Source organism: Microbacterium hibisci, from assembly GCF_015278255.1.
GTDB classification, from domain to species: domain Bacteria; phylum Actinomycetota; class Actinomycetes; order Actinomycetales; family Microbacteriaceae; genus Microbacterium; species Microbacterium hibisci.
The window spans coordinates 475,867-501,404 of sequence record NZ_JADIJC010000001.1; the positions used below are offsets into that span (position 1 = coordinate 475,867).

The following is a 25,538-nucleotide window of genomic DNA, read 5'->3' on the forward strand; positions in this document are numbered from 1 at the left end:
GGGCTCGTGCGGTCACCGCGCGGTTCCGAACGAGCGGAGGAATGCCGCCTCGGCGATCGCGAGATTCTGGATCTCGCTCGGGTCGACGCTCTCGTTGGGTGCGTGGATGAGGGCGAGGGGCTCCTCGACGCCCATGAGGATTATCTCCGCGCCGGGGTATGTGTCGGCGAAGACATTGCACAGGGGGATCGATCCGCCCTGCCCGAGCAGGGTCATGTCGATCCCGTACGCGGCGTGCATCGCGTCGGCGAAGCGACGGTAGGCGGGGCCGTCGGTGGCCGCGCGGAACGGTTCTCCCACGGCCTCGGTCTCGACGTCCACCCGCACGCCCCACGGGGCATGATCGCGCAGGTGCGCGACAAGCGCATCGTGCGCGTCTTCCGAGCGCACTCCAGGTGGAATACGCAAGTTCAGTCGCGCCGCCGCGCGCGGGACGATGGATGCTGATGAGCCGACCACCGGCGGACAGTCGATGCCGAGCACGGTGAGGGCCGGCCGGGCCCACAGCTCGTCGGCCACGGTGCCGTCGCCCAGGAGGCGGACGCCGTCGAGCACGCCCGCGTCGGTGCGGAACTGCCCGGCGTCATAGGGTTCGCCCGTCCAGGTCCCGTCGTGGGGAAGCCCGTCGATCGTCGTGCTGCCGGCGTCGTCGCGCAACGAGGCGAGGACCTCGACGAGCGCGGCAAGCGCATCAGGTGCGGGACCGCCGAACATCCCGGAGTGGATCTCCGACGCGAGAGTCTCGACGCGGACGACGACGTTCGCGAAGCCGCGCAGCGAGACTGTCGCCGCGGGGCGGCCGACAGCGGCGTTGCCCGTGTCGCACACGAGGATCACATCCGCGGCGAGCACGTCCGGGTTCGCCGCGACGTACCGTTCCAGCCCGCCTGTGCCTTGCTCTTCGCTGCCCTCGACCACGAGTTTCAGATGGACGGGGATCTCGCCCTGCAGGGCGCGCAGCGCGAGAAGGTGCATCAGGATGTTGCCCTTGCAATCCGCGGCTCCGCGGCCCGCCCATCGGCCGTCGATGTCGGTGAGCACGAACGGCGGCGTTCGCCACGCCGATTCCTCCAGGGGAGGCTGGACGTCGTAGTGCGCGTACAGCAGGACTGTCGGCGCGTCCGGGTCCGTCGCGCGGCGGCTGCCGATGACGGCGTCGCTGCCGTCGGGTGTGCGCTCCAGCCGGGCGTCACCGAAACCGAGCTCGGCGAATCGTTCGCGAACCCATTCGGCCGCCTTGGCGCACTCCTCCGGGGGGAATTGCCGCGGGTCGGCGACGGATCGAAGAGCCACGAGCTCGGCGAGCTCGCCGCGGGCGGCGGGCATCATCGCGCGGACGCGCGTGCGGATGTCGTCGCTCACGAGCCGTCGCCGTCGACCGTGTTGAGGCTGTCCACGAATTCCTGGAACTCCTTGGCCTCGTCCGGGCAGTAGGTCTGGATGATCAGAAGCTGTCCCTGCAGCAGCCTGGATTCCACCAGCGTCGGGCGCAGGCCTGGTCCGCCGGCGCCGTTGGACAGGCCGGCGAGCAGCGTCGAGCGCGCGAGCGCGGAGTTCGGGTCGGCGCAGGTCGCCCCACCGTCGTCGCCGAGCACCTCCGCGACCTGCTCCGGGGTGAAACTGACCGCGATGCCGGCGTCGGCGAACGCGTCGAGCAACTGTTGCGCCTTGTCGACATCCTTGGCCTGTTGTCGGGCCCCGACGAACATGACGGTCGCGATCACGGCGAGCACGATGAGGATGGTGACGGCGACGAGGGAGATGATCGTTCGTTCGCGTCCGCTCTGCGTTTCGAGGTCCGTGCTCATGATTCACCTCCGGATGTCGCAGCCGGCTGCTTCCAGGAGGGCTTGCGGAACCGGTAGAAGAGGAACGGCACGAGCAGGCCGAGCCCGAGGGCGCCTCCGCCGACGATCACCAGGTAGATCCAGGGGCTGCTGTCGCCGAACTGCGACGGCGGGATGAATCCGACGAGTAGCGCGGCGAGCGACGCGGCGAAGCCGACCCCGCACAGCGCGACCAACATCGGGGCGCGGTATCCGCGCGGGTGGTCGGGATGCAGGCGACGCAACCGCACTGCCGCGACGAACATGAGCAGGTACATGATCAGGTACACCTGCGTCGTGATGACGGAGAAGATCCAGTACGCGCTCGACACGTTCGGGATGAGCGCGTACCCCAGGGCGATAATCGACGTGATGATGCCCTGCGTGACCAGCAGGTTCTGCTGCACCCCGTTCTTGTTGAGCTTCTGCAGGAACGGCGGCAGGTAGCCCTCCTCGCGTGAGATGAGCAGCAGACCCTTCGACGGCCCCGCCAGCCACGTGAGCATGCCACCCAGCGAAGCCGCGACGAGCATGATCCCGACGATCGGGGTCAGCCACGAGATGTCGAACGTCGCGAACACGGCCTCGAACGCCTGCATGATGCCGGCCGTCAGCGAGATCTGCTCGGCCGGAACCACCCAACTGATCGCGAGCGCCGGGAGGATGAAGATCAGCAGCACAAGCCCCATAGCGAGGAAGATCGCCCTCGGGTACTCCTTACCCGGGTTCTTCAGCGACGACACGTGCACCGCGTTCATCTCCATGCCGCTGTAGGAGAGGAAGTTGTTCACGATGAGCACGAGGCTGGCAAGGCCCGCCCACTGCGGCAGCAGATTGTCGACGGTCATCGGCGCGGCCGAAGGGTTGCCCTGCCCGAGGAACAGCGCGCCGAGGATCACCAGCACGGCGCCGGGGATGAGCGTGCCGATGATCAGACCCCAGCTCGCGAGACCTGCCACACCCTTCGTGCCTCGAGAGGACACGAACACGCCCGCCCAGTAGCAGACCATGATCACGAGGGCGGTCCACACACCGTTCGACGCGAGATCCGGGTTGATGACGTACGCGAGGGTTGACGCGACGAACCCGAGCAGCGTCGGATAGTAGAAGATCGTCATCGCGAACTGACACCAGATCGCCAGGAACCCCATGGGCTTCGAGATTCCCTCGGAGACCCACTTGTAGACACCACCCTTCCAGCCGGACGCAAGCTCCGCCGCGACGAGCGACGTCGGTAGCAGGAACACGATCGCCGGGACCAGGTAGAGGAAGACCGCGGCGAGACCGTACACGGCCATCGTGGGCGCCGGTCGCAGACTCGCGACCGAACTCGTGGTCATGAGCGCGAGCGCGATCCAAGAGATCCAGACCGGCGCTGGGATCGCCTTCGCAGAGGCCCGAACCGCGTCCCGTCCTCGACTCGATCCTTCCGCCGCGCTCATCGGGGATCACCTCGGTAAGTCGATGATTGCAGCATCGCGCATCCCTTCCGTCGCTGGCGGCGAGACCAATACAGAATTGAATTAATCCTGAAGATAGCGCTGTATGACTGCGCGCGGTATAGGCGATCATCAGGGATCCCTCGCGCAATGAATTGGCCGTGCCGGCATGCGTTCTCTCGTGGACAGAGCATTGCGGTGTACCACGCTCATGGATAGCTTTGCGGCGAACACCAATAGCCGCAGGAGGATGCCGGTGGCGCGTGATTCGACAGCTGCGGACGCCGTCACCGCCCCCGGCGGGACCGCCGTCCTGGTGGCCACGTGCCTGTCGACACTGGTGGTGAACGCCAATACGTCAGCGGTCAGCATCCTGCTGCCGGCGATCAGCGAAGACACCGGAACGTCCGTCGACACGCTGCAGTGGGCGGTGACCGGATACTCGCTGATGGGCGCCGCGGTCATCGTCACGGCGGGCGCGATGGGCGATGTGTTCGGTCGCAAGCGGGTCTTCCAACTCGGGCTGCTCCTCTTCATCGCCTCATGCGTGTTCATCGCTCTGTCCACGACGGGCGGCGCCGTGATCGCCGGACGGATCATCCAGGGAGCCGCGGGCGCCACCATCCTGGCGTGCGGGCTCAGCCTGCTCACAGTGGCCAATAGCGGCCAGGATCAGTTGCGCGCGGTGTCGCTGTGGGGAGCAGCCGCCGCCGTCGGCGCCGCGGTCGGGCCGCTGCTGGGCGGCGTGCTTGTGGACGTGACCGGCTGGCAAGGGCTGTTCTGGATCGACGCGGCGGTTGCCCTGGCCTGCGTGCTGCTCACCGCCAGGGGCGTCAGCGAATCGCGCGATGAGAATCGCCCCCGGTCGATCGACTACCTCGGCGCCGCTCTCATCGCCCTGACGTTGACCCCCGTCATCCTCGCCACCAGTCTGGGGGCGCAGTGGGGATGGGTTTCGCTCCCCACCCTCGGATGCGTCGTGGTGGCGATCCTCAGCGCCATCGCGTTCGTAGCGGTGGAACGGCGGGTCGCGGTCCCGCTGCTGGACCTCGCTCTGCTGCGCAACGTGGTGCTCGTGGCGTCGACAGTGGCCATCCTGATCGGATCCGGCACGATCAACGGGCTGATGTACCTCCTCAGCCTCTACTTCCAGAACCCCGACGCGCTCGGGCTGACGCCGTTCCAGGCGGGACTGGCCATGCTCCCCGCGACCGTCGGTCTCGTTCTCGTCGCCCCCCTGGTACCGAAGTTCGCCGCACGGATCGGCGGCCGACAGGTCGTCGGTCTCGGATTCCTGGTGACCGCGATCGGGTTCGCCGTCGTCGGCTTCGTCCAGTCGTCATGGAACTATGCCGCGTTCGTGCTGCCTCTGGTTGCGATCGCGGTCGGCATGGGTCTGTCCAACGGCCCTTCATCCTCCGCCGCCACCGCGTCCGTACCCCAGGAACAGGTCGGATCGGCTTCGGGAGTCTCCAACATGGCCCGGTACATCGGCGCAGCCGTCGCCACGGCGCTCGTGGCGACCATCAACGCGTCCGTGATCGAGACGGACAGCGATGCGGGCGCGCCGATGTCCGACGCGCTGGCGTCCGGACTGGCCACCGCTTCCTGGGTCATGGCGGGACTGAGCTTCGCCGGCGTGGTCATGGCCGTGCTCATGAAGCGTCATCGAATGGCACGTGGGACTCTGCAGGATGCCGCGGCTTCCGCCGCGGCTCTTGCCCACACACTGCCGACGACCGCCTCCGGTTCAGGAGAGATCGGCTAGGCCCGAGTCTGCAACGCCCGCGTGCGAAGAATGGCACGCCCCACTTCGCGGCGTGGCCGGCATCACTCGACGATGACCAGCCGGCGGTCCGTGTTGTTCAACCGACGCCCGCCGTCTTCGGTGACGGTGACGATGTCCTCGATACGGACGCCGAATTGCCCGGCGAGATAGATCCCCGGTTCGATCGAGAAGCACATTCCGGGCACTGTAGGCCGGACCTCGCCCTCCACCATGTAAGGCGGCTCGTGCGTGGTCATTCCGATCCCGTGGCCGGTGCGATGAACGAAATGATCGCCGTAACCGGCCTCCGTGATGACGCGGCGCGCAGTGCGATCGACCTCTTGGCAGGCGATGCCGGGGCGCACCGCCTCGAACGCCGTCTGCTGGGCGGTGCGCACGATGTCGTGCACCTCGCGCATCTGAGACGTGGGTTCTCCGACGCAGACGGTGCGCGACGTGTCGGATCCGTACCCCTGCATCAGCCCGCCGAAGTCGAGCACGACCATATCCCCCGCAAGGATCGTACGGTCGCCCGCTTCGTGGTGCGGGTTGGCGCCGTTCGGCCCAGAACCGACGACCGTGAAGTCGACCTGCTCGTGCCCGAACTCATGCAGCAGGCGTGCGAGGTCGGCGGCGACATCCGTCTCCTTGCGCCCTGCGAAAGCCACCTTCACGATCTCGCGGAACGTGGCATCCGCGGCCTCGGCGGCCGACTCCATTCGCGCGAGCTCGTTGGCGTCCTTCACCGCACGCAGCATCGGCAGTCGATCGGTAACCGACCAGTAGCCGCTCTTGGGGAGTCGCCTCTGCAGGCCGAGCAGGTGCATCGCCCAGGCCGAGTCGGACACGGCGTAGGCCCCCTCCTCCCGCAGCAGCGCGGCCGCGGATTCGTAAGGATCGCTGCCGTCGCGCCAATCGCTGATCGCCAGGGCCTCCGCGCCTGCCGCGGACTCGACATCCGGGCGTTCCAGCCTCGGCACCAGCAACTCAGGATCGGCGTCGCCGCGGAGGACGAGGAGGGTGAGCCGCTCGGTGATCGCCGTGGGTTGGTAGCCCGTGAGCCACAGCAGGTCGGGTCCCGGAGTCACGAGAAGACCGTCGAGGCCCTCCGCCGCAGCGTCCTCCGCGGCCCTCTGCATCCGGTGCCGGTAATCCTCACGGGTGAACGGAACGGCCATGGCTTCCATGGAGCCTCCCTCGGGTCCGAGCGCAGCGATCGAGCACATCCGTGCTCGATCTCGCGGCTCCATTCGACCGTGGGGAGCGGGGACGCGCAAGAGGATCGTCTCAATCGTGGCTTTACCGGGAGTTTTGGTGGACCTGAGGGAACTCGAACCTCTGACCCCCTGATGCCGGTTCAATTCTCGTGCTGCGCTAAAGGAGCGGCTGGCGCTTCATCGCCGAGGTCGGCGCGCGCCCGTATCGAAGAAGCCGCGCGTTCCGCGACGAGCTCCGTCAGCGGTCATGTCCCACATCGCGCCGACGCTCGTCGCGGCGCAGTTCTATGCGTCCACGAACAAGCTCCCTGTAGACGCTCAGATCGCCGAGACGCCCAGGCACTCCATCTGCCGCCGCAACCTCCATCGGGTTCGAGCGGATCACGCCCTCGCCGACCGCAAAGTCGAGAAGCAACTGGATCGCGGCGCGCGAGGAGGCGGCGGCCTCCTCTGATGCGGCCCGCTGAGCAGCCAAGTGATGTTCGATCCGGTCCGCGGTGATCTCGCCGATCGTCAAATCGCCGAACGCCGGCGTGAGCTGCGTTCGAACCAGCCGTTCACACCGCGCGTACGTAGCCTCGCTCACATCGGAGAGCCACGCGAGGTCGCCGAGCCACACGTAGGCGAGTTCGTCGAAGGGGTCGTCGGGAGTGAGATAACGCCAGGCATCGAGCTCCGACAGCCGGAGTCGCTCCGCGATTCGGAGTTCCAGCCGTGCGCGGGCGTCCGTCGCGGTGTCTGCGGTGGCTGTGACTCGGTGGAGTTCTCCATCCCACAGCCGCAGTCGCGCGATGGCGCATGTGCGCCCAGTGCCGACGGAGCGGGTGGTGATCGTGCCGTGTGTGCCGAGTTCGAGCGGCGGTCGCCCTGTTCGCATGTTGCACCTTCCCTGACTGTCAGGATCCGAGAACTTCGTCGAGGATGTCGATCGTGATCGGGTCGACTTCGACGGCGCAGACGACGTAGCTCGCGCACGTGATCTGCTCGTTCGCGTGGCCGAGCAGCCGCGAAGCGAGTCTGATTCCGGCGGGGCGCTCGACGAATGTCGCCGTCGCGCGCCGATACAGGTGTGTCGTGAAGTCGTCCACATCGACACCCCGGGTGGTGAGAGCCGCAGCGTTGTCGTCGACGAACGTGCGCAGCAGCGGCTCGTAGTTGCTCACAATCATGCGTTGTCAGTTCTCCTCTTCGCGGCCTTTCATGCGTCAATGCCCGCGAACACCTCATCGAGCGCGTCGGCCGCGATTTCGACAATGAGGTCGGGGCGCTTCGCGTAGTGGCCTTCGGTGATCGCCGCGTCACTGTGCCCGAGCAGATCGCGTGCGACCTCGACGCCGGCCGTGTTCGATACCGCCGCGGCGACGGCCTTGCGGAGGCTGCGGAAGGTGAGGTGCTCGGCGTCGACCCCAATAGCCAAGAGCTCCGGTTGGAACTCGCGGCGGAACATCCGTAGCAGCTCCCCGATTGCGCTGGGGTCGCGCGGACGGCCGCGCTCGGTGGTGAACAGCACGTCGTCGGGATTCCGTTCTGGATCGGGAACGTGGCTGGCCATGAGTTCGCTCAGCACCTTGGCCGCGAACTTCGGAACGCGAACCCAACGCTTCTGCCGCTCCGCCTTGGGCGAGTCCTGGCGGAACAGGCCGCGGGACTTCGTGCGAACCATCGTCCCCCCGACCCAGACGAGCGCCTCCATCGTGAGGCTTCCATCCGGCTGCTCCACCGCCTCGAACCGCACGTCCTGGAACCGGATCGCAATCGGCTCCGCGGTTCTCTCGGAAGTGCCGAGCGTGATGAGGATGTAGTCGGCGAGCAGCTTGTAGTTGGGCCGCCGGCCCACCGGATACCGCGCCCGGTGTCGCGCCGGCCACACGTCGCGGATGAGGTGGAGGATGTACTTGACCTGCACCGCGTCAAGTTCGAAGTACACCGTGTTCGGCTCATCCGCTCGCCGGGTCGCACGGATGGGGTTCGCCACGACAACCGCTCCGTACCGTGTCTGCTGGATCGACCCGGCAGCCGAGAAATGTCCCTGCTGGATCGCCCAATCGAACATGAGCGACATCACGTTACGTACCTTGTTCGCGGTCGTCACCGACTTCTCCCGTGCGATGTCCATGAGCAGCCCGTCGGCGCGATCAGCGGTGATGTCGGCGATACGGATGGCTCCGGCGCGCGGGGTGACATGCGCTCGGACCACCGATGCGTAGCCATCGACGGTCTGCTCGCGGCGTTGGCGCAGCACTCGCGGGTCGTCGTCGTGATACGCCGTCTTCAGCCACGCCGTCGCCAACTCCGCGACGGTCATGAGCTGCGTGCGTCGTGCCAGGACTCGACCGACGGCAACATCGGCCGCTTCCTGCAATGCGGCCAGCGCCTCGGCTTCGGTCGCTCCGCTGCCGCTCGGACGACGCTCGCGCCCGTTGCCGTCGTGGACGCGTCCTCGCGCGATGACCAGACCGCTCCCTTCAACGGTGTACGTCACCTTGCCGAGTTCGCCGAGCGCGCGCTTCGGCCGCGCCATCAGTCGGCCGCCCTATCCATCGGAGCCACGATCCGCCCTGCGATGAACGCCTCGATATCCTCATCGCGGTAGCGGACGTTGTGCGCCGAGAGTGCGACGAACGGCAATCCGAGACCTCGGCTGCGCGCGCGCTCCGTCCGCCAGTCAGCGAGCGTCCTGATGGGGATGCCCGTATAGTCGGCAAGCTCCTGGGCAGTCCAGAGGCGAGGGCGGTCAGCGCTCATATCAAACAGGTAGGCGGCACCTCCCGTAGACCCCCAGGAAGACCCGTAGGACGGCCAAGAATCGGCAAAACGGACAGGTTCTCGGACAGCCGCAGCAGCGACCCACCCCATGCTCAGCATCGCACTTCCCTGAGTTTGCAAGGGAGTACGATCCTGTGGAACACCCTCCGAATCTCAGATCCTAAAGCCGAGCTGTACTTCGGCGTCTGACGTTCCGGCATGAGGAAGGGCCCTGGGTGACCAGGGCCCTTTCCTGTTGACGGATGCCGCCACCCCGGGCGCGCCCCAGCGCGGGCGCCTATGCTGTACGGGCGCCTGCGCGCCCCGACCGATCGAAAGCGAGCCCGGCATGCCCGCGCGAACCGCCGCGACGACACGACCCCGTCGCGCGCGCCGGGCGAGGCCGGCGGGATCGCGGGGCCGGAAGCCGCAGCCACGACGGGCGCGTCAGTCGCGTCGTGGGGGTCTCGTCATCGCCGCGATCGCGGTGCCGGTCGCACAGGTGGCCGCGCTCCTGCTCGGGGGCGCACTCCTGGCCGGCGCACTTCGCGGTGTTCTCGAGAGCGACTTCTCCCTCCGCTCGGCGGAGCCGATCGTGCAGCCTCCCCCGCCGATCCTCGAATCGCGAATCTCCGGCTACGGCGTCGAGCAGCTCGCCCACGCGTGCACGATCCTCGCCGCCGGCAGGGACCTGGGGTTCGACCAGCGGGACCAGACCATCGCGGTGATGACGGCGATGGGCGAGTCGTCGCTGCGCAACATCGACTACGGCGACTGGGAGACGAGCGCCGTGACCAATCCGGACGGCTCGCGCACCACGTCGATCGGCCTCTTCCAGCAGCAGGACTCGTGGGGCCCGCGCGAAGCGCGCCTGGACCCCTACACGGCCGCGAGCGTGTTCTACCGGGCGATGGCGGAGCGGGTGCCGGACCGTGCCGCGATGGAGCCCACGCTCGTCGCCCACCACACCCAGATCAACGCCGACCCGTATCACTACGCGCGGTACTGGGACCGCGCAGTGCGGGTCGTCGCCGCGGTGTCGGGGGCGCCGCTCGAGGGCGACCGCACCGACGGCATCCCCCTCTGCCCTGCCGCCTGACCCGCGCGGCCGGAGTCGTCCGACACCGCGGCGAGCGGTGACCCGCCGGGCTGCGGCATCCGTCTATCCGTAGAAGAGCTTCTCGAAGACGCGGCGGGCGCGGCGCGTCGCTCCGAGGTAGTCCTCCTCGACCTGCGTCGCCGACCGCGGCGGGTACTCGAGCAGCCGGCCGATGCCGTCGAGCTTCTTGCGGTCGACGGGGAGCACATCGCTCGTCTGCCCCGACAGGAGCGTGTTGGCCGAGCGCAGGCGACTCGCGAGCCGCCACGCCTCGGCGAGCCTGTCCGCGGAGCTCGCGGGGAGGAGGCCGGCGTCCACGGCGGCGCGCAGCGCGTCGAGGGTCGAGGTCGTGCGCATGCCCGGCACCTCGTGCGCGTGCTGCAGCTGGAGCAGCTGCACGAGCCACTCGACATCGCTCAGAGATCCGGGCCCCAGCTTGAGGTGACGCGACGGGTCGACGCCCTGCGGCAGCCGCTCGCTCTCGACGCGGGCCTTGATCCGCTTGATCTCGCGGGTGGCCGCGAGATCCACCTTCTCGGGGTAGCGCACCTGGTCGGCGAGCCGCATGAAGTCGCCGATGAGCTTGACACTGCCTGCGACGCCGCGCGCGCGCAGCAGCGCCTGCGCCTCCCACGACAGCGCCCACCGGCGATAGTACTCCGCGTACGCGTCCAGGGAGCGCGCGAGGGGGCCGTTGCGCCCTTCCGGGCGAAGGTCGGCGTCGAGCTCGAGCGGCACGCGGTGGTCCTCCGAGTGGGTGCGCAACGCGGCGACCAGCTTGAGCGCGAGCTCGTGCGCCCGCTGCGGGTCCACGCCGTTCGGGCGGTAGACGTACATGACGTCGGCGTCGGAGCCGAACCCGAGCTCGGCGCCGCCGAAGCGTCCCATCGCGATCACCGAGAAGTCGAGTGCCGCATCCTCCGGCGGCACGACCTCGCGCCGCACCGCACGCAGCGTCGCCTGGATCGTCACCTCGGTGATGGTCGTCAGCGCCTCGGCGACCTCTTCGATCGTGACGCTGCCGAGGATGGCGGCCATCGCGATCCGCAGCTGCTCGCGCCGGCGCAGCGCGCGCACCGAGCGCATCGCGTCGGTGATGGTCTGGTGGCGGGTCTGGATCGCCCGCGCCTCCTGCTGCAGGGCGGTGCCCGAGCGCGGCCGCAGCAGCTCGGGATCGTCGAGCCAGGCCGCCGATTCAGGGATCCACTCGATGAGCTCGCCGACGTAGCGCGAGCCGGACAGCACCCGCGAAAGGCTCTCCGCGGCGCCGGACGAGTCGCGCAGCATGCGCAGGAACCAGTGGGTGTCGCCCAGGCGCTCGCTGAGTCGGCGGAATGCCAGCAGTCCGTAGTCCGGGTCGACGCCATCGGCGAACCATCGGATCATGACGGGCATCAGGTGGCGCTGGATCGTCGCCTTGCGGCTGAGGCCCGTCGTCAGGGCGGCGATGTGCCGCAGGGCACCGGCGGGGTCGGCGAAGCCGATCGCGGCGAGGCGGTCGTGCGCCTGCTCGGTCGACAGCTGCCGCTCGTCGGCGGGGAGCGCCGCGACCGCCGACAGCAGCGGTCGGTAGAAGAGCCGCACGTGGATGTCGCGGACCTCGCGCTTGACCGACTCCCACAGGTTCCACACGCCCTCGGCCGTCTCGGCGAGACCGGTGGCCCGCGCGAGGACCCGGAGGTCTTCGGGGCGCGCGGGCATCAGGTGCGTGCGACGCAGCTGACGCAGCTGCACGCGATGCTCGAGCAGGCGCAGCACGCGATAGTCGCGTGAGAAGGCGGATGCCTCGGCCCGGCCGATGTACCCCTCGGCGACCAGCGCCTCGAGCGCGGCGAGAGTGCCGCGCTGACGGATGCGGTCGTCGGAGAGGCCGTGGACGAGCTGGAGGAGCTGGACCGTGAACTCGATGTCTCGGATGCCGCCCGGGCCGAGCTTGAGCTGGTAGGGCACGTCCGCGGCGGGGATGTGCTCGGTGACGCGTTCGCGCATGCGCTGCACGCTGTCGACGAAGTTCTCGCGGGCGGCGCTCGTCCACACTTTGGGCTGGACGGCGTCGATGTAGGCCTGAGCGAGTTCTTCGTCGCCCGCGATCGGGCGCGCCTTGAGCAGGGCCTGGAACTCCCAGCTCTTGGCCCACCGGTCGTAGTAGGCCAGGTGCGAGTCGAGCGTGCGGACGAGGGCGCCCTGCTTGCCCTCCGGACGCAGGTTGGCGTCGACCTCCCACAGTGGCGGTTCGATCTCGACGCCCGAGATGCCGCGCATGGTCTGCACGGCGAGGCGTGTGGCGATGTCGACGATGCGGCTCTCGCCGACCTCCTCGATCGCGGCGTCCTCTCCCCCGCCGACGAAGATGACGTCGACGTCGCTCACGTAGTTCAGTTCGCGCGCACCCGTCTTGCCCATGCCGATGACCGAGAGCTTCGTCGCCGCCACCTGGTCGCGCGGGAAGAGCCCGGCGCCGACGGCGCCGCCCGAGACACGGGTGCGGGCGACCGCCAGCGAGGCTTCCAGGGCAGCGCCCGCGGCATCCGCCAGCGCCGCCGAGACGGCCGCGATCTCGTCGACCGGAGAGCCGCTGAGGAGGTCGTACGCGGCGATGCGCGCCAGCATCCGCCGGTAGCGCACCCGCAGCGCCACCCACGCGCTCTCACCGCCTTCGGCGGCGAAGCCCTCGACCGCGCCGACGGATTCGAGCAGCTCGCTGCGGAGCTCCGCGTCGGTGGGCAGGCGCTCGCCCGCGTCGCCGAGCTGATCGACCTCGGACGGGTGCCGGAAGAAGAACTCGCCGAATCCCGTGGACGCCCCCAGCAGGGCCCACAGTGCCCGCCAGGCCGACGACCGCGACAGGGCCCGGCGGACGGGAGCGGCGTCGCGACGTGCCAGCCGGGTGAGCGCGTGCAGCGCTTCATCCGGGTCGGCGGCCACCGCGACCGCGTCGAGCAGCGTCTCGCGCGGCGCGCCGATGAGTGCCGACAGCTCGTCGAGGAGATCCTCGGCGTCGGCGAGGCGGCTGAAGCCCAGGCGTGCGAGCGGGGTGAGGGAACCCGGCCTTTCGCTCGCGGTCATGCGTCAGCCGGTCTCAGAGCATCTCGAGGTTGCTCTTGAGCTCGAACGGGGTGACCTGCGAGCGGTACTCCTGCCACTCGCGGCGCTTGTTGAGGAGCACGTAGTTGAACACCTGCTCGCCCAGCGTCTCGGCGACGAGCTCCGACTCCTCCATGTACTCGAGCGCGTGATCGAGACTCGCGGGCAACGGTGCGTAGCCGAGAGCCCGGCGCTCGGCATCCGTCAGCGACCAGACGTTGTCCTCCGCCTCGGGAGGCAGCTCGTACTCGTTCTCGATGCCCTTGAGACCCGCGGCCAGCATGAGGGCGTACGAGAGGTAGGGGTTGGCGGCGGAGTCCAGCGCGCGATACTCCACGCGCGACGACTGACCCTTGTTCGGCTTGTAGAGCGGAACGCGCACGAGCGCCGAGCGGTTGTTGTGGCCCCAGCAGATGAAGCTGGGGGCCTCGTCGCCGCCCCACACGCGCTTGTACGAGTTCACGAACTGGTTGGTGACCGCCGAGATCTCGTTCGCGTGACGCAGCAGGCCGGCGATGAAGTGACGACCGACCTTCGACAGCTGGTACTGAGCGCCCTCTTCGTAGAAGGCGTTGACATCGCCCTCGAAGAGCGACATGTGCGTGTGCATGCCGCTGCCCGGCTTGCCGGTCATCGGCTTCGGCATGAAGGTCGCGTAGACGCCCTGCTCGATCGCGACCTCTTTGATCACCGTGCGGAACGTCATGATGTTGTCGGCGGTGGTGAGGGCGTCCGCGTAGCGCAGGTCGATCTCGTTCTGGCCGGGGCCGCCCTCGTGGTGGCTGAACTCGACCGAGATGCCGAGATCTTCCAGCATGCGGACCGAGCGACGGCGGAAGTCGTGCGCGGTGCCTCCGGGCACGTTGTCGAAGTAGCCCGCCGAGTCGACCGGCTCGGGACCCTCGGTGCCGAACGACGAGGACTTCAGCAGGTAGAACTCGATCTCGGGGTGGGTGTAGAACGTGAACCCGGCGTCTGCGGCCTTCGCGAGGGTGCGCTTGAGTACGTGACGCGGGTCGGCGACCGCGGGCTGGCCGTCCGGCGTCGTGATGTCACAGAACATGCGCGCCGTGGGGTCGATCTCGCCGCGCCACGGGAGGATCTGGAACGTCGTCGGGTCGGGGTGGGCCAGCAGATCCGACTCGTACGATCGGGTCAGGCCCTCGATCGCCGAGCCGTCGAAGCCGAGCCCTTCGCTGAATGCGCCTTCGACCTCGGCCGGCGCGATGGCGACGGACTTCAGCGTGCCGATCACGTCTGTGAACCACAGCCGTACGAACTTCACGCCTCGTTCTTCGATGGTCCTCAGAACGAAGTCACGCTGCTTGTCCATCGCGTCCTCTCCGGTGCCGCCTACGCCCGAGGTGTCCGTACGATCGCGGTCGAAGCCAGACTACTGGTCGTCGCGAGGCTCCTCGGACACCGTGTCGGACCCCCAGGCGTCCTCGCGGGCCTCCTCGGCGGCCCAGGCGCGCGACCGCTCCCGGATGACGTCGGGAGCCTTCGCCGCCTCTTCGGGGGTGTCGAACGGGCCCGCGCGGTCGGGGGCCGGTGACTCGAAGCCCTTCTCGACTTCGCCGGTCTTGAGGTTGTACCAGTACTTGTCGTTGCCGCTGCTCATCGCCCGCTCCTCGGATCGCGTCGCCGGTGGCCGTCAGCACGATCCTACTGACGCGGCGCTCCGCAGCGGCGCGGGCCGTCGTCGGTAGGCTGGTCGACATGGCATCTGACGCGGCACGCGCCGTCGGCGTGGACATCGGCGGCACCGGCATCAAGGCCGGCATCGTGGACCTCGAGCGGGGCGAACTGGTCAGTGACCGGGTCAAAGTCGCCACGCCGGAGGGCGCGCACCCCCCGGACGTGCTCGCCGCGGTCACCGAGGTGCTCTCGACGCTCGGCGTAGCGGACGACTCGTCGGTGCCGCTCGGCGTCGCGTTCCCGGCCATCGTCAAGAACGGCCGCACGCTCTCGGCGGCGAACGTCTCGCACGACTGGATCGACTTCGAGGCCGAGAAGTTCTTCGAGGAGGGACTCGGTCGCGATATCCACTTCGCCAACGACGCCGACGTCGCGGGGGTCGCCGAAGTCCGCTACGGCGCCGCGAAGGATCAGGCGGGACTCACGATCCTCACCACGCTCGGCACCGGGATCGGCTCGGCGCTCCTCTACAACGGCGTGCTCGTGCCCAACTCGGAGCTCGGTCATGTTCAGCGCGCGAAGCACGGCAAGGACGCCGAGGCGTACGCCGCGTACTCGGCGATGGAGCGCCACAGCCTGACGTGGGAGCAGTGGGCCGAGCGGCTGCAGTGGTACTACAGCCACATCGAGTTCCTCTTCAGCCCCGACCTCTTCGTCGTCGGGGGCGGCGTGTCGAAGCACTCCGACAAGTTCCTGCACCTGCTCGACCTCAAGACGCCGATCGTGCCGGCGGTGCACCGCAACAACGCGGGGATCATCGGGGCCGCGGCGCTCGCGCGCGGCTGAGGGCGCTCGCCCGCGGCGGAGCCCACACTGCGGCTGAGCCCGTGCTGAGGCGGATCCCGCGCCGCCCGCCGTCCGCGCGTGGTCGTGGACTCGCGCTGCGGCGCTCACCTGCGGCGGAGGGCGCGAATGGGCCGGCCTGTACGCCGGGTTCTGTCCGGGGGCGCGAGCCCCGTGGACGGTCATCTCTCTCGGCGACACGTTGCCGTGCCGCTCCAGCGGCCTACCCGGGGACTCGGCGGGCCGCGTCGTCATCCCCTGTCTGGCCTTGCTCCGGGCGAGGTTTGCCGTGCGGGTCGTGTCACCACGACCCCGGTGGTCTCTTACACCGCCCTTTCACCCTTACCTCTCGGCCCTTCGACAAGCTCAGGAACCGAGAGGCGGTCTGCTCTCTGTGGCACTGTCTCGCGGATCGCTCCGGGTGGGTGTTACCCACCGCCCTGCCCTGTGGAGCCCGGACGTTCCTCGGCGCGCGGCGGCGAACCGCCCGCGACGCGACCGTCCAGCCGACCCATTCGCGTCCGCGAGTCTATCGCCGCGTCCTGGACGCCGGCTCCGCGTCAGTCCTTCAGCGCGGTGTCGGCCACGCGCACGTCGAGCCGGAAATCGAGGGGGAAGTCGCCGAACAGCAACCGCCCGGCGGCGGCCGCGGCATCCGTCACCGCCTGCGCCGCGGCATCCGCGTGCTCCTGCGGCGTGTGCACGATCACCTCGTCGTGGAGGAAGAACGCCAGATGGGGCTGCCGCTGGAAGGCCGGCCCCGAGCGAGGAGCGGACTGCGCAGCGTCCACGGGAGGCAGTGCCGTCAGCCGGGTGCGAAGATCGGCGAGCCACGCGAGTGCCCACTCCGCGGCCGTGCCCTGCACGACGAAGTTGCGCGTGAACCGGCCGCGGTCACGGGCCCAGCGCCTCGCGCGCGTCTCATCGGCTCCGGATGCCTCGGCCTCGGTCGCACGGGACTGCGCCGCGGTCCACGCCTCAGAGGGCGGCGGCGACGTGCGGCCGAGCCACGTGGAGACCACCCCGCCGTCCTCCCCCGTGCGCGCGGCGTCGTCGACGAGCCCCATGGCGCGCGGATAGGCGCGGCGGAGCCGCGGCACCAGACGGCCGGACTCCCCGGTGGTCGCACCGTACATCGCGCCCAGCAGCGCGATCTTCGCCTCCTGCCGGGTGGCCACGGCGCCGCTCTCGACGATCCCGGCGTAGAGGTCACGGCCGCGCGCGGCGGCCGCCAGGGCGGTGTCGCCTGACATCGCCGCCAGGACGCGGGGTTCGAGCTGCGCCACGTCGGCGACCACCAGTCGCCAGCCGGGGTCGGCGCGCACCGCCTCGCGCAGCTGCCGCGGGAGCTGCAGCGCGCCGCCGCCGGAGGACGCCCACCGGCCGGTCACGACCCCGCCCGGGACGAACACGGGGCGGAACCGTCCGTCTGCGACCCACTCGGACAGCCAGGCCCAGCCGTTGGCCGAGAGCAGACGAGACAGCTTCTTGTACTCCAGCAGCGGCTCGATGACGGGATGGCGCTGCTCGGCGAGCTCCCACCGGCTGGTGGATTCCACCAGCACACCTACGCGGTGCAGCGACCGCAGCAGCTTCGGCTGCGAGTCGAGGCTCGCGGCCGGGTCGCCGAGCGCCGACCGCACGCGCTCCGCCGACGCCGCGAGCTTCGCCGGCGGACCGCCGGAGGAAGGACGGTCGCCGAGCGTCTCGACCAGGATGCGGTCATGAACCTCGGCATCCCACGGCAGTCCCGCCGCGCGCAGCTCGCTCGCCACCAGCGCGCCCGCCGACTCGGCCGCCGTCAGGAGTCGCAGGCGGCCCGGCTGCGGACCGGCGAGGATCGCGGACCGCTGCCGCGCGAACTCGGCGAGTGCGGCGTCGGCATCCGCGGGTGGTCCGACCGCGTGGTGCGCGTCGTCCAGTTCGAACAGCGCGGGCGTGTCCGGCTCGGCGTCGACGTGTGGAGCGGCATCCCACTCGTGCGAACGCTTGACTGCTGCCGTGTCGGCGACCAGCACCGAATCGCGGAGGATCGCGTGGCACAGCCGCAGGTCGTGGCAGCGGGCGACGCGCACTCCCTCGGCGAGGAGACCCGCGTACCACTGCGGCGTGTCGTGCCACACCCACCGGGGCGCCCAGCGTGCCTCGGCATCGGCGATCCAGGTCGTCAGCCCAGACGCCGGGATCTCGTCGCGGCCCTCCTCGTTCGCATCGCCGTTCAGCCGGACCGCAGTGACCGAGCCGTCGTCGCGGCCGAGGACGATCCACGCGGGGGCTTCACCGGCGTCCAACGCGGCACCGCCCGGTTCGCTTCATCGGGCGTGGCGGGTCACAGCCCGGATTCGCCGTCGCGCACCAGGATGCAGCCGCACTCGGGGCACGTGACCACGGCGTCCTCGGCCGCCTGGCGCAGCACCTGCAGGTCGGTGCCGGCCAGCACCATGTGGCACCCTTCGCACGTGCGGGCCCGCAGCAGCGCGGCGCCGGCACTGCGGGAGGAGAGACGGTCGTAGAGGGCGATCAGATCCGCGGGGAGCGAGCCGGCGATCGCGGCGCGGTCGCGGGTCGCGGCGTCGAAGGCGGCGGTCGCCTCGGCGACCGAGCGCTTGCCCTCGGCGCTGAGCTCGGCGCCCTCGGCGTTCGTCGCGGCGATGACGGCCTCCTGCTCGGCGACCGCCGCATCGGCGATCTCGAGCCGCTCCATGACGGCCAGCTCGGCGTCCTCGAGGTCGCTCTTGCGCCGGGCGAGGGCCGCGAGCTCGCTCTCGAACCCCTGCGCCTCCTTCGAGTTGGTGGAGGCCGCGAGGCGCTCGGAATCGCGCGCCGCGCGGGCGTCGACGACCGCGACATCGGACTCGATGCGCGACAGCTCGGTGCGCAGGTCGTCGCGAGCGCCGAGGCGGATGCCGAGCTCCTGGGACTGCTCCTGCCGGCGCCCGAGCAGCTCCTGCACGCGGCCTGCCTGCGGGGGGTTCTTGCGGGCGTTGTCGGCCTGGCGGATGCGGGCGTCGAGCTGGGCCACCTCGACGAGGCGGCGCTGGTCTGCAGGGCTGGCGTTCACGTGACCAACCTATCGCGGGGCATCGACGCGGCGAGCGTCGAGGACTACCATTCGACGACCGGCCCTTCCGACGACGAGAGGCGCGAACGATGAGCGTCATGCGTACGAAGTCCGTCGAGCGATCGATCGCCGACACCGACGAACCGGAGTTCCGACTCAAGAAATCCCTGACCGCCCTCGACCTCACGGTGTTCGGGATCGGCGTCGTCATCGGCGCCGGCATCTTCACGCTCACCGGGCGCGCGGCGCACGAGGTCGCCGGCCCCGCGATCGTGCTGAGCTTCGTCGTCGCCGCGATCGCCTGCGCGCTCGCGGCGCTGTGCTACGCGGAGTTCGCCTCGACCGTCCCGGTGTCGGGATCGGCGTACACCTTCTCGTACTCGTCGCTCGGCGAGCTGTTCGCCTGGATCATCGGGTGGGACCTCATCCTCGAGATGTTCCTGGGGGCGAGTGTCGTCGCGCAGGGATGGAGCGCATATCTCGGGACGCTCTTCGAGCAGCTCGGGATGCCGATCCCGGCCGCCATCGGATACGGCGGCACCGTCGACCTCATGGCCATCCTGCTGGTGCTCGTCCTGGGCGGCCTCATGACCTTCGGGATCAAGGAGTCGCTGCGGGTCAACCTGGTGCTGGTCGCCGTGAAGCTCTTCATCGTGCTGTTCGTGATCGTCGCCGGTCTGCTGTTCGTGAACCCGGCGAACTGGTCTCCCTTCGTTCCCGCACCCGCTCCCCGGGAGTCGGCGACCGGGCTCAGCCAGCCCCTCCTGCAGTTCTTCTCCGGCATCGAGCCGACGGCGTTCGGCGTGGGCGGCATCTTCGCCGGCGCGGCCCTCGTGTTCTTCGCGTACATCGGGTTCGACGTGGTCGCCACGACCGCCGAGGAGACGCGCAACCCGCAGCGCGACATGCCGATCGGCATCATCGCCTCGCTGGCCATCTGCACCCTGCTGTACTGCGCCGTCGCCTTCGTCGTGACCGGCATGGTGCCGTACCAGGACCTCGACCCCGCCGCCGCCCTCGCGAACGCGTTCGCCTTCCACGGCGCGACCTGGATGGCCACGCTCATCTCGGCGGGCGCCGTCGCGGGTCTGACGACCGTCGTGCTCACGCTCCTGATCGGCGCGACGCGCATCATCTTCGCGATGTCGCGCGACGCGCTGCTGCCCGCGCGCCTGGCGAAGGTGCACCCGCGGTTCCGCACGCCGTGGGTCATCTCGATCGTCGTCACGATCATCGTCGCGGTCGTCGCCGGATTCACGCCGATCGGCCTGCTGGAGGAGATGGTCAACATCGGCACGCTGTCGGCGTTCGTGCTGGTCTCGATCGGGGTGATCGTCCTGCGGCGCAAGCGCCCGGATCTGAAGCGCACCTTCCGGGTGCCGCTCAATCCCTGGTTGCCGGGGCTCTCAGCAGCCGTGTGCATCTACCTGATGCTGAACCTCACGGTCGAGACGTGGCTGCGCTTCCTGGTGTGGCTGGCGGTCGGCTTCGTCATCTACTTCGCCTACTCGCGGCGGCACTCGAAGATCGGCCAGCCGGGGTATGAGGAGTTCGCGCTGCCGCACGTCGTGTCGCACGAGCGCGACGACAGCGACGACGACCCGCGCTCGCGCTCGCGGCGAGGATGACGGTGGGCCCTGCCGGGATCGAACCGACGACATCCACGGTGTAAACGTGGCGCTCTACCAGCTGAGCTAAAGGCCCTCGCCGCCAGTCTACGAGGTGCGTCCGGAGCCTCCCGAACTCGCTAGGCTGGCAGATGGTGCGTTTGTGCAGGGCAGACAAAGCCCGCGCCGCTCCGGTAGCGATTCCCTGGCACGATCTGCCAGACGACGAAAGGTCTTCTGTGACTGTCAACGATCAGGATCCGTACTCGCAGGAACCCCTCGACAGCGATCCCGATGAGACCTCCGAGTGGCGGGAGTCCCTCCAGCAGCTCGTGCAGGCGAAGGGCCACGGACGTGGCCGCGAGATCATGCTGAGCCTGCTGCAGACCTCCCACGAGCTGCAGCTGAACGTGCCGCAGGTGCCGACCACGGATTACATCAACACGATCGCCCCCGACAACGAGCCGGAGTTCCCCGGCGACGAGGAGCTCGAGCGCCGGTACCGCCGGTGGATCCGCTGGAACGCCGCGATCACGGTGCACCGCGCGCAGCGCCCCGGCATCGGCGTGGGCGGCCACATCTCGACGTACGCCTCGTCGGCCTCGCTCTACGAGGTGGGCTTCAACCACTTCTTCCGCGGTCTCGACGACCCGACCGGCGGCGACCAGATCTTCATCCAGGGCCACGCCTCCCCCGGCATCTACGCCCGCTCCTTCCTCGAGGGCCGCCTGAGCGAGGATCAGCTCGACGGCTTCCGCCAGGAGAAGTCGAAGGCGCCGAACGCCCTCCCGTCGTACCCGCACCCGCGGCTCATGCCGGAGTACTGGCAGTTCCCGACGGTGTCGATGGGCCTCGGCCCGATCAACGCCATCTACCAGGCGATGTCGAACAAGTACCTCACGAACCGCGGGATCAAGGACCTCTCCAACTCGCGTGTGTGGGCCTTCCTCGGTGACGGCGAGATGGACGAGGTCGAGAGCCGCGGCCAGCTCCAGGTCGCGGCGAACGAGGGACTCGACAACCTCACCTTCGTCGTCAACTGCAACCTGCAGCGTCTCGACGGTCCGGTGCGCGGCAACGGCAAGATCATCCAGGAGCTCGAGAGCTTCTTCCGCGGTGCCGGCTGGAACGTCATCAAGGTGGTCTGGGGCAGCGGCTGGGACGAGCTGCTGTCGCAGGATGCCGACGGCGCGCTCGTGCACCTCATGAACACGACGCCCGACGGCGACTTCCAGACGTACCGCGCCGAGGACGGCGCCTTCATCCGCGAGCACTTCTTCGGGCGCGACGAGCGCACCGCCGCGCTCGTGAAGGACTGGTCCGACGACGACATCTGGGGCAAGCTCCGCCGCGGCGGTCTGGACTATCGCAAGGTGTACGCCGCCTACAAGGCCGCCTCCGAGCACAAGGGCCAGCCGACCGTGATCCTCGCCAAGACGATCAAGGGCTACGGGCTGGGGCATCACTTCGAGGGCCGCAACGCGACCCACCAGATGAAGAAGATGACGCTGCAGGACCTCAAGTACTTCCGCGACTCGATGCGGATCCCCGTGTCGGACGCGCAGCTCGAGGAGAACCCCTACCTGCCGCCGTACTACAACCCCGGCGGCAACGACGAGACGATCCAGTACATGCTGGAGCGCCGTCGCGCGCTGGGCGGCTTCCTGCCCGAGCGGCGCTCGCACCACGTCGGCCTGCAGCTGCCGGGCGACGAGGCGTACGCGCTCCCGAAGAAGGGCTCGGGCACGCAGGAGATCGCCACCACCATGGCGTTCGTCCGACTCCTGAAGGACCTCCTGCGAGCCAAGGACTTCGGCCACCGCATCGTGCCGATCATCCCCGACGAGGCGCGCACGTTCGGCATGGACGCGTACTTCCCGACCGCGAAGATCTACAACCCGCACGGCCAGAACTACACGTCGGTCGACCGCGAGCTGCTCCTGGCCTACAAGGAGAGCCCGCAGGGCCAGATCCTCCACGTCGGCATCAACGAGGCCGGCGCCGTGGCGGCGTTCACCGCCGCCGGCACGTCGTACTCCACGCACGGCGAGCCGCTCATCCCGGTGTACGTCTTCTACTCGATGTTCGGGTTCCAGCGCACCGGCGACGCGCAGTGGGCGGCCGGCGACCAGATGGCGCGCGGCTTCATCATCGGCGCCACGGCCGGTCGCACGACGCTGACCGGTGAGGGTCTCCAGCACGCCGACGGACACTCGCTCCTGCTCGCCTCGACCAACCCGGCGACGGTGTCGTACGACCCGGCCTACGGCTACGAGATCGCGCACATCGTCCGCTCGGGCATCGAGCGCATGTACGGCGGCAACCACCCCGACCCCAACGTGATGTACTACCTCACCGTGTACAACGAGCCCCTCGTGCAGCCTGCGGAGCCGGCGGATGTGGACGTCGACGGCATTGTGCGTGGCATCCACCGCGTCTCGACGTCCGAGGGCGAAGGGCCCCGTGCGCAGATCCTCGCTTCGGGCGTGGGCGTGCCGTGGGCGCTCGAGGCGCAGCAGCTGCTGCGCGACGACTGGGGCGTGCAGGCGGACGTGTGGTCGGTGACCTCGTGGAGCGAGCTCCGTCGCGACGGTCTCGCCGCCGACGAGCACAACTTCCTCCACCCGGAGGAGGAGCCGCGGACGGCGTACCTGACCACCAAGCTGCAGGGCGCGGACGGCCCGGTCGTGGCCGTGAGCGACTTCATGCACGCGGTGCAGGACCAGATCCGTCCGTGGGTGCCGAATCGCTTCGCAACCCTCGGCGCCGACGGCTTCGGGTTCTCCGACACCCGCGCGGCCGCACGCCGGTTCTTCAAGATCGACGGTCCGTCGGTCGTGGTCCGCACGCTCCAGGCCCTCGCCGAGGAGGGGGCGGTCGACCGCAGCCTCTCCGCGCAGGCGATCCAGAAGTACCGTCTGCACGACGTGACCGCCGGTACGAGCGGAAACGCGGGCGGCGAGAGCTGACCCTCCGATGGGCAAGTCCGCCGAGGTGATGGACAAGCCCGAGACGCTCGCCTGGCTGCGACGCATCTCGGGTGATCTCGCCACCGTCACGATCAAGCGCCTCGAAGAGACGCTGCCCTGGTACGCCGAGATGCCACCGGCCCGACGCTCCGCCGTCGGGCTGGTGGCCCAGGCCGGCATCACATCCTTCATCCAGTGGTACGACGACCCCGGCTCCACGCCGTGGATCGCGTCCGACATCTTCGCTGCGGCTCCGCGGGAGCTGCTGCGAAGCGTGAGCCTGCAGCAGACGCTGCAGCTCATCCGCGTCACCGTCGAGGTGACCGAGGAGCGCGTCGCCGGCAAGGGCGAGGATGTGCGCGAGGCGATCCTCCTCTACTCGCGCGAAGTCGCCTTCGCCGCGGCCGACGTCTACGCCCGCGCCGCGGAGGCGCGCGGTCTGTGGGATGCGCGCCTCGAGGCGCTGGTGGTCGACTCGATCCTGACCGGCGAGGCCGACGAGGAGCTGCCGAGCCGCATCGCGGCGCTCGGCTGGCACGGCCACGGCGAGGTCGCGGTGCTCGTGGGCACCACTCCCCCGCAGTTCGACGTCGATCAGCTCCGGCGGACGGCACGAAAGCTCGGCGTGGACGTGCTCATCGGCGTACAGGGCTCGCGCCTGGTGCTCGTCGTGGGGCGCTCCGAGCCGTCGGCGGTCACCGACGAGGCGGTGGCCGACCTGCCCTTCGCCGAGATCGCACGGCGTCTCGAACCGGGCTTCGGCACCGGCTACCTCGTGCTCGGCCCGACGGTTCCTGCGCTCGTGGACGCAAGCCAGAGCGCTCGTGCCGCCCTCGCCGGCTTCGCGGTGGCCCGCGCGTGGCGGCATGCACCGCGTCCGGTCGAGGCCGACGACCTTCTGCCCGAGCGCGCGCTGGCCGGCGACCCGTTGGCCAAGCTGACGCTCGTCGAGCGCATCTACCGCCCGCTGCAGTCGCACAGCGCCGACCTCGTCTCGACGCTGTGGGCCTACCTCGACAACGGCCGGTCGCTGGAGGCGACCGCGCGTGAGCTGTTCGTGCACCCGAACACCGTCCGCTATCGGCTCAAGCGCGTGTCGGAGGTCATCGGGTGGGACGCCACCGGCCCGCGCGAGGCGCTCATCCTGCAGACGGCGCTGATCCTCGGATCGGTGGGAACGGATGCCTCACGGCGGCGCCCGTCGGCGACTCGACGGCCGTCCGCCTGAGGCCGCCAGGCCGTCGCCGGTGTGGGCCCCGCACAAAGCACGGCGGGATTCTTGTGACGGTGTCGCCAGAAGCCCCCGGGTGATCCTTGGCAGGATGGAACGGTGACGATCGCTGTCTTCCCCGGTCAGGGCTCCCAGTCCCCCGGCTTCCTGGCTCCCTGGCTCGAATCCGACGGCGCTGCCGATCGCCTCGCGCAGTACTCCGAGTGGTCGGGGGTCGACCTCGTCGCCGCCGGCACGGAGTGGGATGCCGACCGCATCCGCGACACCCAGGTGGCCCAGCCGCTCATCGTGGCGGCCAGCCTGCTGTCCTGGAACGCCTTGCCCGAACGCGCGGCGTTCGCGGGCGTCGCCGGCCACTCCGTGGGCGAGTTCGCCGCAGCGGCGGCGTCCGGTGTCCTCAGCGAGGAGGCCGCGCTCACGCTCGTCGGCATCCGGGGCCGCGCGATGGCCGAAGCCGCCGCGGCGGCCGAGACCGGCATGAGCGCAGTGATCGGCGGGGAGGAGGCATCCGTCCTCGCCCGCCTCGAAGAACTCGGCCTCTCACCCGCGAACTACAACGGCGGCGGGCAGCTCGTCGTCGCGGGCGCGCTCGAGGCCCTTCAGACGCTGGCTGCCGAGCCGGTCGCGGGCACGCGCGTGATCCCGCTGCAGGTCGCCGGCGCGTTCCACACCGACTACATGGCGCCGGCCGTCGAGAAGCTGCGCGCCGCCGCAGCCGACGTGGACGTGTCCGACCCCGGCGTCACCCTCTGGACCAACCGCGACGGCTCTGCGGTGACATCGGGACGCGCTTTCGTCGACCTGCTCGTGAACCAGGTGGCCTCGCCGGTCCGCTGGGACCTCTGCATGTCGTCGTTCGCCGCCGCGGGCGTCTCGGGCATCGTGGAGCTGTCCCCCGCGGGGACGCTGGTCGGGCTCGCCAAGCGGGCCCTGCGCGGCGTTCCGGCTGTCGCCGTCAAGACACCCGCCGACCTGGAGGCCGCCACCGTGCTGGCCGCCGCCGCCTGATCG

General features: G+C 69.6%; 19 protein-coding genes, 1 tRNA gene and 1 other RNA gene. 7 read left to right on the forward strand and 14 right to left on the reverse strand.

Annotated elements, in window-relative coordinates; translation table 11 throughout:
- Window positions 1-12: 12 nt before the first annotated feature.
- The 3 genes from IM770_RS02285 to gadC are packed head-to-tail and all read right to left on the reverse strand — an operon-like array spanning window position 13 to window position 3,208.
- Window positions 13-1,362, reverse strand: a complete 1,350-nt coding sequence (locus IM770_RS02285; protein WP_307785348.1) for a dipeptidase — start codon at window positions 1,360-1,362, stop codon at window positions 13-15.
- Window positions 1,359-1,808: a hypothetical protein gene (locus tag IM770_RS02290; protein ID WP_203579500.1), complete on the reverse strand. Its 450-nt coding sequence runs from the start codon at window positions 1,806-1,808 to the stop codon at window positions 1,359-1,361. The genes IM770_RS02285 and IM770_RS02290 overlap by 4 nt, the downstream gene beginning before the upstream one ends.
- Entirely contained in the window at window positions 1,805-3,208 is a 1,404-nt protein-coding gene (gene gadC, locus IM770_RS02295) for a glutamate/gamma-aminobutyrate antiporter GadC (RefSeq protein WP_372430632.1), read from the reverse strand. The genes IM770_RS02290 and gadC overlap by 4 nt, the downstream gene beginning before the upstream one ends.
- Before the next feature lie 226 nt (window positions 3,209-3,434).
- Between gadC and IM770_RS02300 the strand changes: the two genes are divergently transcribed.
- Window positions 3,435-5,033, forward strand: coding sequence for an MFS transporter (locus IM770_RS02300; protein WP_239065607.1), 1,599 nt, complete (start codon window positions 3,435-3,437; stop codon window positions 5,031-5,033).
- A 62-nt stretch (window positions 5,034-5,095) separates the two neighbouring features.
- Here the strand turns inward: IM770_RS02300 and IM770_RS02305 are convergent, their stop codons facing one another.
- From IM770_RS02305 to IM770_RS02320, 4 genes are all read right to left on the reverse strand, one after another.
- Window positions 5,096-6,220, reverse strand: a complete 1,125-nt coding sequence (locus tag IM770_RS02305) for a M24 family metallopeptidase (protein ID WP_239065608.1) — start codon at window positions 6,218-6,220, stop codon at window positions 5,096-5,098.
- A 268-nt stretch (window positions 6,221-6,488) separates the two neighbouring features.
- Window positions 6,489-7,127 carry a phage integrase central domain-containing protein gene (locus IM770_RS02310; protein WP_203579502.1) on the reverse strand — a complete coding sequence of 213 codons (639 nt, stop codon included), beginning with the start codon at window positions 7,125-7,127 and terminating at the stop codon, window positions 6,489-6,491.
- Window positions 7,128-7,146: 19 nt separating this feature from the next.
- Window positions 7,147-7,419, reverse strand: coding sequence for a hypothetical protein (locus tag IM770_RS02315; RefSeq protein ID WP_203579503.1), 273 nt, complete (start codon window positions 7,417-7,419; stop codon window positions 7,147-7,149).
- Window positions 7,420-7,448: 29 nt separating this feature from the next.
- Complete coding sequence (locus IM770_RS02320; RefSeq protein ID WP_203579504.1) at window positions 7,449-8,771, reverse strand: tyrosine-type recombinase/integrase; 1,323 nt, start codon at window positions 8,769-8,771, stop codon at window positions 7,449-7,451.
- Between the two features lie 573 nt (window positions 8,772-9,344).
- Here IM770_RS02320 and IM770_RS02325 point away from each other — a divergent pair.
- Window positions 9,345-10,094 (forward strand): peptidase M23, encoded by a 750-nt coding sequence (locus IM770_RS02325; RefSeq protein WP_203579505.1) that lies wholly within the window; start codon window positions 9,345-9,347, stop codon window positions 10,092-10,094.
- A gap of 63 nt (window positions 10,095-10,157) precedes the next feature.
- On the opposite strand, the gene IM770_RS02330 is transcribed toward IM770_RS02325, so the two are convergent.
- From IM770_RS02330 to IM770_RS02340, 3 genes are read right to left on the reverse strand one after another with little or no spacing between them, the layout of a single operon-like run.
- Window positions 10,158-13,160, reverse strand: a complete 3,003-nt coding sequence (locus IM770_RS02330; RefSeq protein WP_203579506.1) for a bifunctional [glutamine synthetase] adenylyltransferase/[glutamine synthetase]-adenylyl-L-tyrosine phosphorylase — start codon at window positions 13,158-13,160, stop codon at window positions 10,158-10,160.
- A 13-nt stretch (window positions 13,161-13,173) separates the two neighbouring features.
- Entirely contained in the window at window positions 13,174-14,511 is a 1,338-nt protein-coding gene (gene glnA, locus IM770_RS02335) for a type I glutamate--ammonia ligase (protein WP_203579507.1), read from the reverse strand.
- A gap of 60 nt (window positions 14,512-14,571) precedes the next feature.
- Window positions 14,572-14,799: an SPOR domain-containing protein gene (locus tag IM770_RS02340; RefSeq protein ID WP_203579508.1), complete on the reverse strand. Its 228-nt coding sequence runs from the start codon at window positions 14,797-14,799 to the stop codon at window positions 14,572-14,574.
- A 98-nt stretch (window positions 14,800-14,897) separates the two neighbouring features.
- Here IM770_RS02340 and ppgK point away from each other — a divergent pair, with 98 nt between their 5' ends.
- Window positions 14,898-15,662 (forward strand): polyphosphate--glucose phosphotransferase, encoded by a 765-nt coding sequence (ppgK, locus tag IM770_RS02345; protein WP_203579509.1) that lies wholly within the window; start codon window positions 14,898-14,900, stop codon window positions 15,660-15,662.
- Between the two features lie 123 nt (window positions 15,663-15,785).
- Here ppgK and rnpB read toward each other — a convergent pair.
- The 3 genes from rnpB to IM770_RS02360 all read right to left on the reverse strand — a co-directional run bounded on the left by rnpB (window position 15,786) and on the right by IM770_RS02360 (window position 18,720).
- Window positions 15,786-16,173: RNase P RNA component class A (gene rnpB / locus IM770_RS02350), an RNA gene on the reverse strand.
- A 46-nt stretch (window positions 16,174-16,219) separates the two neighbouring features.
- Window positions 16,220-17,950: a bifunctional 3'-5' exonuclease/DNA polymerase gene (locus IM770_RS02355; protein ID WP_203579510.1), complete on the reverse strand. Its 1,731-nt coding sequence runs from the start codon at window positions 17,948-17,950 to the stop codon at window positions 16,220-16,222.
- 38 nt (window positions 17,951-17,988) lie between these two features.
- Window positions 17,989-18,720 (reverse strand): zinc ribbon domain-containing protein, encoded by a 732-nt coding sequence (locus IM770_RS02360; protein WP_203579511.1) that lies wholly within the window; start codon window positions 18,718-18,720, stop codon window positions 17,989-17,991.
- A gap of 89 nt (window positions 18,721-18,809) precedes the next feature.
- Between IM770_RS02360 and IM770_RS02365 the strand changes: the two genes are divergently transcribed.
- Window positions 18,810-20,348 carry an amino acid permease gene (locus tag IM770_RS02365; RefSeq protein ID WP_203579512.1) on the forward strand — a complete coding sequence of 513 codons (1,539 nt, stop codon included), beginning with the start codon at window positions 18,810-18,812 and terminating at the stop codon, window positions 20,346-20,348.
- A gap of 3 nt (window positions 20,349-20,351) precedes the next feature.
- Here the strand turns inward: IM770_RS02365 and IM770_RS02370 are convergent.
- A tRNA-Val gene (locus IM770_RS02370) sits at window positions 20,352-20,424 on the reverse strand.
- Window positions 20,425-20,566: 142 nt separating this feature from the next.
- Between IM770_RS02370 and aceE the strand changes: the two genes are divergently transcribed.
- The 3 genes from aceE (at window position 20,567) to IM770_RS02385 (ending at window position 25,535) form a co-directional block, all read left to right on the forward strand.
- Window positions 20,567-23,296, forward strand: a complete 2,730-nt coding sequence (gene aceE, locus IM770_RS02375; protein WP_203579513.1) for a pyruvate dehydrogenase (acetyl-transferring), homodimeric type — start codon at window positions 20,567-20,569, stop codon at window positions 23,294-23,296.
- A 7-nt stretch (window positions 23,297-23,303) separates the two neighbouring features.
- Window positions 23,304-24,524: a PucR family transcriptional regulator gene (locus IM770_RS02380; RefSeq protein ID WP_372430627.1), complete on the forward strand. Its 1,221-nt coding sequence runs from the start codon at window positions 23,304-23,306 to the stop codon at window positions 24,522-24,524.
- A gap of 102 nt (window positions 24,525-24,626) precedes the next feature.
- Window positions 24,627-25,535, forward strand: coding sequence for an ACP S-malonyltransferase (locus tag IM770_RS02385; RefSeq protein ID WP_203579514.1), 909 nt, complete (start codon window positions 24,627-24,629; stop codon window positions 25,533-25,535).
- The last annotated feature ends 3 nt before the right edge of the window (window positions 25,536-25,538 follow it).

Excerpts from the sequence above, each read along its gene's own strand:
- IM770_RS02380 (WP_372430627.1), top strand. The coding sequence starts at position 23,304 with ATGGGCAAGTCCGCCGAGGTGATGGACAAGCCCGAGACGCTCGCCTGG.
- IM770_RS02300 (WP_239065607.1), top strand. The coding sequence starts at position 3,435 with ATGCGTTCTCTCGTGGACAGAGCATTGCGGTGTACCACGCTCATGGAT.
- IM770_RS02340 (WP_203579508.1), bottom strand. The coding sequence starts at position 14,799 with ATGAGCAGCGGCAACGACAAGTACTGGTACAACCTCAAGACCGGCGAA.
- IM770_RS02325 (WP_203579505.1), top strand. The coding sequence starts at position 9,345 with ATGCCCGCGCGAACCGCCGCGACGACACGACCCCGTCGCGCGCGCCGG.
- IM770_RS02320 (WP_203579504.1), bottom strand. The coding sequence starts at position 8,771 with ATGGCGCGGCCGAAGCGCGCGCTCGGCGAACTCGGCAAGGTGACGTAC.
- IM770_RS02290 (WP_203579500.1), bottom strand. The coding sequence starts at position 1,808 with ATGAGCACGGACCTCGAAACGCAGAGCGGACGCGAACGAACGATCATC.
- IM770_RS02330 (WP_203579506.1), bottom strand. The coding sequence starts at position 13,160 with ATGACCGCGAGCGAAAGGCCGGGTTCCCTCACCCCGCTCGCACGCCTG.
- IM770_RS02365 (WP_203579512.1), top strand. The coding sequence starts at position 18,810 with ATGAGCGTCATGCGTACGAAGTCCGTCGAGCGATCGATCGCCGACACC.
- IM770_RS02305 (WP_239065608.1), bottom strand. The coding sequence starts at position 6,220 with ATGGAAGCCATGGCCGTTCCGTTCACCCGTGAGGATTACCGGCACCGG.
- glnA (WP_203579507.1), bottom strand. The coding sequence starts at position 14,511 with ATGGACAAGCAGCGTGACTTCGTTCTGAGGACCATCGAAGAACGAGGC.
- IM770_RS02315 (WP_203579503.1), bottom strand. The coding sequence starts at position 7,419 with ATGATTGTGAGCAACTACGAGCCGCTGCTGCGCACGTTCGTCGACGAC.
- ppgK (WP_203579509.1), top strand. The coding sequence starts at position 14,898 with ATGGCATCTGACGCGGCACGCGCCGTCGGCGTGGACATCGGCGGCACC.
- IM770_RS02310 (WP_203579502.1), bottom strand. The coding sequence starts at position 7,127 with ATGCGAACAGGGCGACCGCCGCTCGAACTCGGCACACACGGCACGATC.